Annotated in this window: 10 protein-coding genes and 4 tRNA genes; 12 read left to right on the forward strand and 2 right to left on the reverse strand. The window is 38.1% G+C overall.

The window, feature by feature from the left end; all coding sequences use genetic code 11:
- The first annotated feature begins 19 nt into the window (after positions 1–19).
- The gene (locus Q0Y52_RS06430) at positions 20–1045 is read left to right on the forward strand and encodes a DUF4340 domain-containing protein (RefSeq protein WP_297819584.1); all 1026 of its coding nucleotides are present in this window, start codon (positions 20–22) and stop codon (positions 1043–1045) included.
- On the opposite strand, the gene Q0Y52_RS06435 is transcribed toward Q0Y52_RS06430, so the two are convergent.
- Positions 1042–1617 (reverse strand): DUF1415 domain-containing protein, encoded by a 576-nt coding sequence (locus Q0Y52_RS06435; protein WP_297819587.1) that lies wholly within the window; start codon positions 1615–1617, stop codon positions 1042–1044. The genes Q0Y52_RS06430 and Q0Y52_RS06435 overlap by 4 nt on opposite strands.
- 2 nt (positions 1618–1619) lie before the next feature.
- Positions 1620–2474, reverse strand: a complete 855-nt coding sequence (gene folD / locus Q0Y52_RS06440) for a bifunctional methylenetetrahydrofolate dehydrogenase/methenyltetrahydrofolate cyclohydrolase FolD (protein WP_297819589.1) — start codon at positions 2472–2474, stop codon at positions 1620–1622.
- A gap of 327 nt (positions 2475–2801) precedes the next feature.
- On the opposite strand from folD, the gene Q0Y52_RS06445 reads away from it, so the two are divergent.
- The 11 genes from Q0Y52_RS06445 to Q0Y52_RS06495 all read left to right on the forward strand — a co-directional run bounded on the left by Q0Y52_RS06445 (position 2802) and on the right by Q0Y52_RS06495 (position 12835).
- Positions 2802–3062, forward strand: a complete 261-nt coding sequence (locus Q0Y52_RS06445) for a DUF5062 family protein (protein ID WP_297819593.1) — start codon at positions 2802–2804, stop codon at positions 3060–3062.
- A gap of 167 nt (positions 3063–3229) precedes the next feature.
- A tRNA-Pro gene (locus tag Q0Y52_RS06450) sits at positions 3230–3306 on the forward strand.
- A gap of 30 nt (positions 3307–3336) precedes the next feature.
- A tRNA-Arg gene (locus tag Q0Y52_RS06455) sits at positions 3337–3413 on the forward strand.
- Between the two features lie 60 nt (positions 3414–3473).
- Positions 3474–3549 (forward strand) — tRNA-His (locus Q0Y52_RS06460).
- A 3-nt stretch (positions 3550–3552) separates the two neighbouring features.
- Positions 3553–3637 (forward strand) — tRNA-Leu (locus tag Q0Y52_RS06465).
- Between the two features lie 608 nt (positions 3638–4245).
- Positions 4246–5556, forward strand: a complete 1311-nt coding sequence (tig, locus tag Q0Y52_RS06470) for a trigger factor (protein ID WP_297819596.1) — start codon at positions 4246–4248, stop codon at positions 5554–5556.
- A gap of 90 nt (positions 5557–5646) precedes the next feature.
- A complete protein-coding gene (gene clpP, locus Q0Y52_RS06475; RefSeq protein ID WP_297819599.1) occupies positions 5647–6291 on the forward strand; it encodes an ATP-dependent Clp endopeptidase proteolytic subunit ClpP in 645 nt (214 codons plus the stop codon).
- A 102-nt stretch (positions 6292–6393) separates the two neighbouring features.
- Positions 6394–7671 carry an ATP-dependent protease ATP-binding subunit ClpX gene (gene clpX / locus Q0Y52_RS06480; protein ID WP_297819602.1) on the forward strand — a complete coding sequence of 426 codons (1278 nt, stop codon included), beginning with the start codon at positions 6394–6396 and terminating at the stop codon, positions 7669–7671.
- Between the two features lie 169 nt (positions 7672–7840).
- A complete protein-coding gene (lon, locus tag Q0Y52_RS06485; protein ID WP_297819605.1) occupies positions 7841–10207 on the forward strand; it encodes an endopeptidase La in 2367 nt (788 codons plus the stop codon).
- Between the two features lie 237 nt (positions 10208–10444).
- The gene (locus tag Q0Y52_RS06490; protein ID WP_297820012.1) at positions 10445–10717 is read left to right on the forward strand and encodes an HU family DNA-binding protein; all 273 of its coding nucleotides are present in this window, start codon (positions 10445–10447) and stop codon (positions 10715–10717) included.
- Between the two features lie 240 nt (positions 10718–10957).
- Positions 10958–12835 (forward strand): SurA N-terminal domain-containing protein, encoded by a 1878-nt coding sequence (locus tag Q0Y52_RS06495; RefSeq protein ID WP_297819608.1) that lies wholly within the window; start codon positions 10958–10960, stop codon positions 12833–12835.
- Positions 12836–12949: the final 114 nt, after the last annotated feature.

Genomic DNA, 12949 nt, shown 5'->3' on the forward strand with positions numbered 1-12949 from the left:
CAAAAGTGGAGCCTGTTTTATGAATAAACAAGTTTCAATATTAGCTGTTTGTGCGATATTGTCTTTAGGACTGGTTGTATGGTTGAGTCAATCACCTTCCAAATATAAATTTGAAGCGGTCCTTTTGTTTGATGATCTGCAAGAATTTGCTAATCAAGTGGAAAGTCTCGAAATAAAGAATGCTCAAGGTGTATTGTTTAGTGCAAAAAAAATAGAGGGACGTTGGTTGGCAACTTTTGCTCAAGAGCAAACCGCATATCCTATTTCTCAAGATAAACTATCAGAATTTGTCGAAATAATGATGCGTACAAAGTTAGTTGAGGCAAAAACTAGCAAGCCAGAAAACTATATTCGTTTGGGTTTACAGTCTATTGATGTTGAGGACAGTATGGCCAGTTTAGTTACTTTGAAAACAAGTGACAATGCTTGGCAAGTTTTAGTTGGAAATGAAGTCACACTAGGTAAAGGCCAATATATACTTAAACTAGATGATCCTCGAAGCTGGCGAACTGATAAAACGATTCATTTACCAATAGATAAATATTCGTGGCTAAGACAACCTATTTTGCCTTACCAAGCACAAGATATCAGTTCAGTATCACGAGTTGATAGTTTTGGTTGGCAAATTGCCAGATCTGTTAGTGGCGATCTTCAGCTTATTAACATGCCAAAAGATAAGAAATTGGAATACCCTAGTATTCTTAATTCAATCGTTAGCAGCTTAACCAGCCTTAATTTTGAGGAATTTTTACCTAATGATGAAGTCTTTGAGCAAACGTTAAAGATAGTAACTCAGCTTGAAGTCAATACAGCACAACAGAATATATTTCAGGTAGTGGTAAGTGAATTAGATAATAAATATTTTGTGAATTTTTTTTCTAGCAACCAAACAGAGTATTGGCAAAAATGGACTTACCAAGTTTCTAATTTTTCCGCACAACAATTGATAAAAACAATAGATGACTTTTTAGAGCAAGAAGAAGCCATAACAAGCAACAGCGATACAAAATATCAAAATGTTGACGAAGATGATTCACCCAATTAACTTGATTCAGTGTTTTGATTTTGGTTACTCAATAAGGTTTTAAAGAAGCTTAAACCTAGTTTTCTTGCTTTGGCAATATTATTTTCTGGGATACTTTCTGGTTGAGGATAATGTTCCAGCACTGTCTCTACACTACTTTCTCTGAGTATATGTAATATTGGGAAAGGTGACCGGTTAGTATAATTGGCAGGGTCATTTTGCTCCTCTCCGTCAAAACAATAATCTGGATGAAAGCTGGCTAATTGATAAATACCCCCGTAACCACCTTGTTCAATGAGCGTGTTGGCCAGTCCAAGCATATCCAGAAAATCATCAAAATTGGAAAAACCTTGTGGGAAAATAAGCAATGTGGTTTGAATATCCTGTAGCTGGTCAAGTAATGTCAGCTCTTCGAGTAAGTGACTGAGTGCATCCTTCACTTGTGTCGCGGGAAAGATTGCATACCGAAGCGTATTACGCTCCATCACCTTTTTAGCGAAAGGACAAAAATTCAGTCCTACAATCACTTTTTCTATCCAGAATTTTACAGATGTCTCTACGGTATTATCGGCTATATGGGCTGAGGTGCTCATATTTATGAGTGATACTTCACATAGGCTTCCAAGGTATTTTCAATAAGGCTGGCAACCGTCATTGGCCCTACACCTCCCGGGACAGGTGTTATCCAACCAGCTCTCTGGGAAGCGCTAGCGTAATCAACATCTCCACCTAAGCTACCGTCTGGATTTCTGTTGATACCTACATCAATAACAATTGAACCTGGTTTTATCCACTCTCCAGGAATAAAGTCAGATTTGCCCACAGCCACAACCAGTAAGTCCGCGCGCTTAACATGAGATTGAAGATCCTGGGTGAATTTGTGGCAACTGGTAACGGTACAACCGGCTAAAAGTAATTCCATAAACATCGGACGACCTACAATATTGGATGCACCCACAATAACTGCATCTAATCCTTTGACTGGGCGCTTAGTGGATTCAATCAGGCTCATGATGCCTTTGGGTGTACATGGACGCAAAGCAGGGATACGCTGAGCGAGTCTGCCAATATTATAGGGGTGAAAGCCATCCACGTCCTTGTGTGGATTGATACGCTCCAAGATTTGCTCTTTGTTTAAGCCTGCAGGGAGAGGTAACTGCACGAGTATGCCATCAACTTCGTGGTCGTCGTTTAATTGGTCAATAATATCGAGCAGCGATTGTTGTGACGTTGTCGCCGGTAAGTCGTATGATTTGGATACAAATCCAACTTCTTCACAAGCTTTACGCTTCTTATCAACGTAAACATGTGACGCGGCATCACTTCCAACTAAAACAACCGCTAAGCCCGGGGCTCTTTTGCCTGATGAAGTAATGGCTTTAACTTGTATAGCCACATGTTGTCTTATATGTTTGGCAATTAAAACACCATCAATTTTCTGTGCTGGCATAAATGATCTTGAGCTGAATCTGTGATTATCCATTGTCACATATCCCAGGGGTTTATCGCAATTATGATGTATTAAAAAGACTATATTCAATCATATTTGTTAAGCCATTTCTTGTCGTTAATGATATAACGTATGGAATTGATTGAACTATAAATGAATCGGTTTGGCATTATTAGTTGATGAAATATGTGGGTATTTATTGCTGGCTATGGAAATTGTTGCGGTGGCAAATAGTGATGAATATGAAAACTATTGAACTACATTAGGTTCTACTTTTAAAATGAATGGTCGCTGAACTATGACCGCAATTGATAATGTGAGATGTGAATGAAAAAAATTTTAAATGAAACCCAATTGTTGAAAAAAGCCTTAGTGGTTGGCGAGGCATATGCAAAAAACAGGGGATTTAAAACTTTCTCTGCAACAGACTCTGCAAAGGAAAAAGTCGAGTGTATTTATCGTTTATTGGCAAATGATAAATTAATAACACCATTACCTGCTGGCAGTGAAGATTTGTTAAGTATGAAACATAAACTTGCGGTGTGGTTGAAAAACAAGCTTCCTAAAGATCACCCGCTGTTAAAGTAGCAAGGGTAAATGTTGTTGTTTTTACGAGCTGATTTAATAAAAAACGTACATCTAGGATTAAAAATAACCAATCAAAAAATTTGATTGAAAAAGTGTTTGACGGGCATTTACCAACTCTGTACTATGCGCCTCTTCTTAGCTTTGAACAGAAAGAAGTTAGAGTAAGTCGGTGAGTAGCGCAGCTTGGTAGCGCACTTGGTTTGGGTCCAAGGGGTCGCAGGTTCGAATCCTGTCTCACCGACCATTTTCTCAAATGTTACTTTCGGTACATGTAGCGCTTGTAGCTCAGCTGGATAGAGCAACGGCTTTCTAAGCCGTGGGTCACAGGTTCGAATCCTGTCGGGCGCACCATGCGATCGTAGAGCCTGAGAAAAATTAAATCATAAGTATCATATTACTACAGTTTATGTGGTGAGCGTAGCTCAGTTGGTAGAGCCCCGGATTGTGATTCCGGTTGTCGCGGGTTCGAGCCCCGTCGCCCACCCCACTCGCGGGAGTGGTGGAATTGGTAGACACGCTGGATTTAGGTTCCAGTGCCTCACGGCGTGAGAGTTCGAGTCTCTCCTTCCGCACCATATTTAAAAAATTAATTTGTAAAAAAATTCTGAAATTTACATTTTATTATGATTAACATTTGTACCAACAACGTTGATAAAAAAGTTACATCGGTTATATTTTTTTAGGAATTTTTAAACTCGCAAAGTAATCAAACTCTTTGTTAGATAACCCCTTCAATATTACGTCTATTTTCACCATCCTTTGAGTATTTGTTATTATTGAGTTTTAATGCTTTGGCTGCATAAAATTGTCTATTGCAAACCACCTTGGAACTTACAGATTCACCAATTATTGTTTATAACGTGTTTATTGGGTGCAACTTTTTGAGTTTTCAAAATTTAGTCATTCAATGCCTAATAATGTTTATTATGGTGTAGTTTTTTAACCTTCAATGGGCCTTACCGCTAAGACTATCCTAAAGTGGGGTATTTTCCCTCGACTTGCGTAATAGCTATCGCTATACTACTGCGTCTTTTTATCAGGTGATCTTGAATAATAAGAAAATTTCTTTTGTCAGGATATTCGGACTCAATTAGTGTATCCGAAACAATAATTATGTTACGCCGATAAAAGCCCGTTAGTAATCATACACAAGCGCAAGTATGCGCATAATTGAGGTATCAGAATGCAAGTTTCCGTTGAGGCGACCAAAGGTTTAGAACGCCGTCTTACTATTACCGTTCCTGCTGAGTCAATTGATTCTGCAGTGAAGTCTCGCTTACAGCAATTAGCCAAAACCCAAAGAATTAATGGTTTTCGCCCTGGTAAAGTGCCTGTTAATGTTATTAAGAAACGTTATGGCCAATCCGTGCGTCAAGAAATTGCTGGTGAAGTAATGCAACGCAACTTCTACGAAGCTATTACCCGAGAAAAAATCACTCCAGCTGGAATGCCTAACTTTGAGATAAAAACTGACGAAGATGGCAAAGACCTAGAGTACGTTGCCGCCTTTGAAGTGTATCCCGATGTAACAGTCAAAGATGTTGCTGAAATACAAGTTGAAAAGTCAGCAGTAGATATCAGCGAGAAAGATTTAAGTAACATGATTGATACTTTGCGAAAGCAACATGCTGCTTATAAAGAAGTAAAACGCAAAGCCAAGAAAGACGATAAAGTTACTATTGACTTTATCGGTACTATCGATGGTGAAGAGTTTGATGGTGGCAAAGCAGAGGACTTCGCTCTGGAAATGGGGAAAGATCGCATGATCCCTGGCTTTGAAAAGCCCATCGTAGGTAACAAAACTGGTGATGAAGTCACTGCAGACGTTACATTCCCTGAAGACTACCATGCTGAAAAGCTTAAAGGCAAAATTGCTCAGTTCATTATCAATATCAAAAAAGTTGAGCAATTAGACTTACCTAAAGTCGACGAAGAGTTTGCAAAGTTGTTCGGCATCGAAGATGGCAACATCGAAGCGCTCCATGCTGAAGTTCGCAAGAATATGCAACGTGAATTAGACCAAACTTTAAAAGCTTCTGTAAAAGAGCAAGTCATAGCGGGTCTACTTGAAAAAAATAACATTGACTTGCCAAAAGCTCTAGTTGATCAAGAAATTGAGGCGTTACGCGAACAAGCAAAACAACGCTTTAGTCAGCAACAAGACGGAAACATCGACAACATGCCAGAGCTCCCAGCTGATTTGTTTGAAGAAAATGCCCGTAAACGTGTCAGTATTGGTTTGTTGCTAGGTGAAGTGATTAAAACCAACGAGATGAAAGTAGATACTGATAAAGTTACTGCGCTAATTGAAACAGCTGCGTCTGCTTATGAAGATCCTAAAGAAGTAATAGAATATTACAGGACAAATGACGAACTAATGCAACAAATGAATAACATTGCTATGGAAGAACAAGCGGTTGAATTGTTGCTTGAACAAGCCAAAGTTAAAGAAGTAAAGAAATCTTTTGATGAGATTATGAACAAACAGGCATAATTTGCCGTTTGTTATTTGACTTATCTAGTCTGCAACTGCTTAAATGCTCGGTATCCACCGAGCATTTTTATTTGTGAAGAATTTTAATTTATGATGAATACCCCTTTTGACCCAACAAATGCGTTAGTTCCGATGGTTGTAGAGCAAACTGCCAAAGGTGAACGCTCTTACGATATATACTCTCGTTTGCTAAAAGAGAATGTTATTTTTTTAGTCGGTCAAGTTGAAGACCATATGGCTAATCTTATCGTTGCTCAGATGTTATTTTTAGAAGCCGAGAATCCAGAAAAAGATATTTTCTTATATATTAATTCTCCAGGCGGTTCAGTAACAGCAGGCATGGCTATTTACGACACCATGAACTTTATTAAACCTAATGTCAGCACAGTGTGTATTGGTCAAGCTGCCAGTATGGGGGCATTCTTGTTATCTGCCGGCGAAAAAGGTAAACGTTATTGTTTACCTAATTCTCGTGTGATGATCCATCAGCCTTTAGGTGGTTTCCAAGGACAAGCGTCTGATTTTGAAATTCATGCTAAAGAGATTTTATCTATTAAAGAGAAGATGAATCGTTTGATGGCAGACCATACAGGTCAAGAGTATGAAAAAGTTGCCCAAGATACCGACAGAGATAATTTTTTAAGTGCAACTGATGCTATGGAATATGGACTAATTGACCAAGTATTATCGAGTAGACCAGATACCAGTCAAGCTGATACAAAAAGCGTCAAATGATAAAATAACTCTGTGTAAAGCCCAAAGTTAGATTACATTCAATTCAATTAGTTTGTAGGCTCCCTTTAGGTAGAGTCAGTATGAGATAGGAAAAGATTATACATGAGTGATAAAAAAAGTAGTGATGGGGACAACAAGCTTTTGTATTGTTCTTTCTGTGGTAAGAGCCAACATGAAGTAAGAAAATTAATTGCTGGTCCGTCAGTTTTTATTTGTGATGAATGTGTCGATTTGTGTAATGACATTATTCGAGAAGAAATAAAAGAAATAGCCCCCAAAAAGATACAAGACGATTTACCCACACCAAAAGAAATCCATAATCATCTAGATGATTATGTTATCGGACAAGAGCATGCTAAAAAAGTGCTCTCTGTTGCGGTTTATAATCATTACAAACGTTTAAGAAACGGCGATGTTCACGAAGGTGTTGAATTAGGAAAAAGTAATATATTGTTGATGGGACCTACCGGTAGTGGTAAAACTTTATTAGCTGAAACGCTTGCAAGGTTGTTAGATGTTCCATTTACTATGGCTGATGCAACTACTTTAACTGAGGCTGGTTATGTAGGCGAAGATGTCGAAAATATCATCCAGAAACTGTTACAAAAATGCGATTATGATGTTGAAAAAGCTCAGCGTGGTATTGTTTATATTGATGAAATAGACAAAATATCACGCAAATCAGACAATCCTTCTATTACTAGGGACGTGTCTGGTGAAGGCGTGCAGCAAGCCCTTCTTAAGCTAATTGAAGGTACTGTTGCTTCCGTTCCCCCTCAGGGTGGCAGAAAACATCCTCAACAAGAATTTTTGCAGGTAGACACTTCTAAAATATTATTTATTTGTGGCGGTGCTTTTTCTGGTCTAGACAAAGTGATAGAGCAGCGCGCTCATACAGGTACCGGTATTGGTTTTGCTTCAGAAATTAAAAACACTAGCAAAAATTCTCAAGAAGGCGAGTGGCTTAAAAAGGTTGAGCCTGAAGACTTAGTCAAGTATGGCCTGATACCAGAATTCATTGGACGTTTACCTGTATTGACTTGCCTTGAAGAACTCAGTGAAGATGCGTTGGTACAAATCTTACGTGCACCTAAAAACTCCTTAACAAAACAATATTCAGCATTATTTGGAATGGATAATACTGAACTTGAATTCCGTGAGGATGCCTTGCAAGCCATAGCAAAAAAAGCGATGCAGCGTAAAACTGGTGCTCGTGGTTTACGCTCAATAGTTGAAGCGGTATTGCTTGATACTATGTACGACTTACCGTCGATGGACAATGTGAGTAAAGTAGTGGTTGATGAAACAGTTATTCGAGGAGAGTCAAAACCTATTTTGATTTACGACAGCAGCGTTGATAAAAAAGTCGCTTCAGAATAAACACTAAAAAGGCTCGAAAGAGTCTTTTTTTATGGTAAAAAAATACAGCTCACCAATACATTAACTGCACTTTTTTCTGCTTTGTTTAAAATTTTATTTGAACTTTAACTGCCTAACCCCATATATACCGGTTAGATGTTATATAAAACGACTTAATACGAGACCAAGTATGATTAAAAAGCGAGAAGATCTCATTGAAATGCCTGTTCTAGCATTACGAGATGTAGTGGTATATCCACATATGGTTATCCCATTATTCGTTGGGCGTGAAAAATCTATTCGCTGTTTAGAAGCCGCGATGGAAAAAGATAAACAGATTTTCTTGGTGGCTCAAAAAGATGCCAGTGTTGACGAGCCAGAAATGGATGACATATTCACCGTTGGTACTATCGCTACTATCCTACAGTTGCTTAAGTTACCTGACGGCACAGTTAAGGTCTTAGTTGAAGGTAGTCAGCGTGGTAAAATTGATAAATTTGTCAATACCGAAGATTTTTTTATCGCTAATGTTCAAAGCTCAGTAGATACAGAATTAGCTGAAGCAGATCAAGAAGTGCTCATTCGTTCTGCAATTTCTCAGTTTGAAGGATACGTCAAATTGAATAAAAAAATTCCACCTGAAGTATTAACCTCGTTAAGTGGCATCGAAGATGCTGCGCGCTTGGCTGATACGATGGCTGCGCATATGCCTCTGAAGCTGTCCGAGAAACAAAAAGTGCTTGAGATGTTGGGCATCACAGAACGATTAGAATACCTAATGGCATTGATGGAAAGCGAAATAGACTTACTTCAAGTTGAAAGAAAAATTCGCACACGTGTTAAAAAACAGATGGAAAAAAGTCAGCGAGAATACTATTTGAATGAGCAAATGAAAGCTATTCAAAAAGAATTAGGTGAACTTGATGAAGCACCAGATGAATTTGAATCACTGAAACAAAAAATCACTGATGCCAAGATGCCAGAAGAAGCACAGAAGAAGGCAAACACAGAATTAGCTAAATTAAAAATGATGTCGCCTATGTCGGCAGAAGCAACAGTCGTACGAAGTTATATTGAATGGTTGACAAATGTACCTTGGGTAAAAAGAAGTGTAGTCAAAAAAGATCTTGCTGCTGCTGATAAAATATTAGATTCAGACCATTATGGTTTAGATAAAGTCAAAGAGCGTATTATTGAGTATCTCGCAGTGCAACAACGTGTTAAAAAGCTCAAAGGACCTATTTTATGTTTAGTTGGGCCTCCGGGAGTGGGTAAGACGTCTTTAGGTCAATCTATCGCTCGAGCCACAGGGAGAAAGTATGTACGCATGGCATTAGGTGGAGTTCGAGATGAAGCTGAAATTAGAGGGCATCGCCGAACCTATATTGGCTCTATGCCTGGAAAAATGGTACAAAAAATGGCGAAGGTGGGGGTGAAAAACCCACTCTTTTTGCTAGATGAAATAGATAAAATGTCATCAGATATGCGTGGTGATCCATCTTCAGCATTGTTGGAAGTACTGGATCCTGAACAAAACAATAAATTTAGTGATCATTATCTAGAAGTCGATTACGATTTATCAGATGTTATGTTTGTTGCTACCTCCAATAGTATGGATATTCCCGAAGCTTTACTAGACCGCATGGAAGTAATACGTTTATCTGGATACACCGAAGATGAAAAACTTAATATTGCAATCCAACATCTTGTCGATAAACAAATCACTCGCAACGGTTTAAAGAAAGGCGAGTTGGTTATTGATGAAAGTGCGATTATTGGCATTATACGTTATTTCACACGCGAAGCAGGGGTTAGGAACTTAGAAAGAGAAATTTCTAAGATATGCCGGAAGGCGGTTAAGAATATCTTGCTAGGGAAAAACATAACCAAAGTGCTGGTTAATCAAGATAATCTGAATGAATATCTAGGTGTTCAACGTTTCGATTATGGTAAAGCAGACAAAACCAATCAGATAGGTCAGGTAACGGGATTAGCCTGGACACAAGTTGGTGGCGAATTATTAACCATAGAAACCACATCTGTAGTAGGCAAAGGTAAGACGACCTTCACTGGTTCACTGGGTGACGTGATGCAAGAGTCTATACAAACTGCAATGACAGTAGTACGAAGCAGGGCAGAAAAACTTCGTATTAATAATGATTTCTATGAAAAGCGAGATATACACGTACATGTGCCTGAGGGAGCAACACCTAAAGATGGTCCCAGCGCAGGTATTGCCATGTGTACAGCCTTAGTTTCTACTTTAACGGGAAATCCTGTTAGGTGTGATGTGGCTATGACGGGTGAAATTACCCTTAGGGGTGAAGTGTTACCTATCGGTGGCCTTAAAGAAAAATTACTCGCTGCACACCGAGGTGGAATTAAAACGGTGATTATTCCTAAAGAGAATGAACGCGACTTAGAAGAGATCCCAGACAACGTTAAACTTGATTTAAATATCCACCCAGTAAAGTGGATTGATGAAGTCTTAGAATTAGCTTTGCAAGAGCATCCGAATAAATTTACGCCAGTTACAGTAAAAAAGGTTCAAAAGTAACCATAAATAGGTGGTTTTTTAATTATTTTTTAATTTAATGGCTTCACTATGTAAATAGTTATGGTAGCCTTAACTAGGATTGTCTTTAAGCCTCGTCACAAAAGGGATTGAGACGGTTTTTAAAAAGTTAACAAATTGTAAATATATATCTTGTAGTTAAGTTTTATGCCTGATATAAATGAATGGCTTTGCATATTGCAAGCCGCAAATATTATAACAAATGAAGGGGTTCATATTGTGAATAAGTCAGATCTTATTGATACCATCGCTGCAAGTGCAGACATTTCTAAAGCAGCTGCAGGACGCGCACTAGATGCATTGACTGGCGCTGTAACATCGGCACTAAAAGATGGAGACCAAGTTGCATTAGTTGGTTTCGGAACATTCTCGGTTCGCGATCGTGCCGCTCGTAGTGGTCGTAATCCTCAAACTGGTGAGACTATTCAAATTTCAGCAGCTAAAGTTCCTTCGTTTAAAGCTGGTAAAGCATTAAAAGACGCTTGTAACTAATTACTTAGTTCATTTAACAAAAGGCGATGATTTATCATCGCCTTTTGTTTTTGTGCGGTTTGTATTCTTCATTTTTTAATCTTAAATATATCGCTCACCAGATATTTTTAATTCACTACAAACAATCATTAATAAATGAACACGGTTAGTATATAATATTGCGGAATTGAAACTAAGACAACCTAAATAGGCGTCTTTAGCCCTTATAACAAACAGCTCATTTGGAGTTTGGAATTTAGTATGTTGGAAAGAATTAGAGAAGGAGCACAAGGCCCTTGGGCAATGGGGATCTTAGTATTAGTCATTTTAAGTTTTGTATTTGCAGGTGTAGGGAGTTATATCAATTCATCTTCTCCTGGCGCAGCTGCTAATGTTAATGGTGAAGAAATTGGCATTGATGAACTAGAACGTGCTTATCAAAATGAGCGTTCACGAATGGAATCTCAGTTTGGTGATGCTTTTGCTACATTAGCAAGTGATACTGCATACTTACAAAATTTCCGACAAGGTATATTAGACCGCCTTATTAATGAGAAATTGCTTGACCAAGCAGCAAAAGAGATTGGCTTGAGAGTCAGCGATGATCAAATTAAGTTAGCTATAGTGGGAATGCAAGAATTTCAAGTCGATGGTAAATTTGATAACGACCGTTATCTTGCTCTTTTACGCCAAGCTGGTTTCCAAACTAATAACTTTAGAGATTACATGCGAGTAGATATGGTGCGTAGGCAACTTTCACAGTCATTAATCGGAACCGAATTCGGATTAGTCGGTGAATCAAAAACAGCACACCTCTTGCAACAGCAAACTCGTGACATTCGTTACTTAAACATTCCTGCGGTTAAATTTATTGAACAAGTTAATATCAGTGATGATGAAATTTTAGATTACTATCAAAGTAATATTAGTCAGTTTGATACAGAACAGAAAGTTAGTTTGTCTTATGTTGAACTGGTATTAGAAGATTTATTGCCTTCGATTGAAGTCAATGAAGATGAGCTTACACAGTACTATCAACAAAATCTCATTGATTATCGTACTGATGAAGAACGTAAAACGGCGCATATATTGTTTGAAAGTGCTGAAGAGGACGAAAAGATTGCGACTAAAGCTGAAGATGTTTTGGCCAAAATACAAGCTGGAGAAGAATTTTCTAAACTAGCTAAAACATTTTCAAGCGATACTTTTAGCGCTGAAAATGGTGGTGATTTAGGTTGGTTTGGCAGAGGAATCATGGACCCTGTGTTTGAAGACTCGGCATTTGCATTAACTTACAAAGGTGAAGTGAGTGGTGTTGTTAAAAGTGAATTTGGTTATCACATTATAAAGTTAACTGATATTAAGCCAGAGCAAGTTAATTCCTTTGAAAACGTAAAAGAAGAGATAGCAATAAAAGTTAAAACGTCAAAAGCAGAGGACCGTTTTTACGAGCTTAGTCAAAGGATTTCAGAAGTAGCTTTTGAGGTTCCTGACAATCTTGATGAAGTTGCAGACGTTGCTGGGAAATCGATTATTACAACAGGTTTGTTTAGTCGAGTGAATGCACCAGAAGGTGTATCTAACCTTAACGTATTAAACAGTGCGTTCAGTTCTGAGTTAATTGAAGATGCGGTTAATAGTGAAGTGTTTGAGTTGAACAGTAATCACATTATGGTTGTTAGAGTATCCAAACACGAACCTGAACGAACCAAATCTATAGATGAGGTCAAAGAACAAATACAACAGATATTAACTGCACAATCTGCTCAACAGCTTTCAAGAGATTGGGCTTTTGAATTAAAAACAGCACTGTCTGATGGTGAGGACGTTAATGCTAAATTATCCACTCTTGAAATTAACTGGGAAGAGAAGCAAGGGGTAACTCGAAATGATGCAGATTTGTCACAGAATATTCTTGATGCTCTGTTTAAACTATCTGTAGCAGATACAAGCGTCGTTGACCTAGTCACTGGTGATATTAGTTTAGTTCAACTGACTCAGGTTAACTCAGCTGCAGATGCAGATGCTCAACAATTAATTTCATTACAAAGTCGTCTTGCATCAAGTAAATCTCAAATATCATATGGTGCAGTAATCGAGTCTTTAAAAGCGCAAGCAGATATTGAAATTTTCCAATAATTTGAATTGTGCCATCCAAAAATAATAAAAAAGAGCGTCAATCGCTCTTTTTTATTATTTTTGGATGGCTTACAACGTGTTTTGAAACCTCCTTATTTAGATATCCACAACAAG

This window comes from uncultured Paraglaciecola sp., assembly GCF_943787955.1.
Taxonomy (GTDB): Bacteria; Pseudomonadota; Gammaproteobacteria; order Enterobacterales; family Alteromonadaceae; genus Paraglaciecola.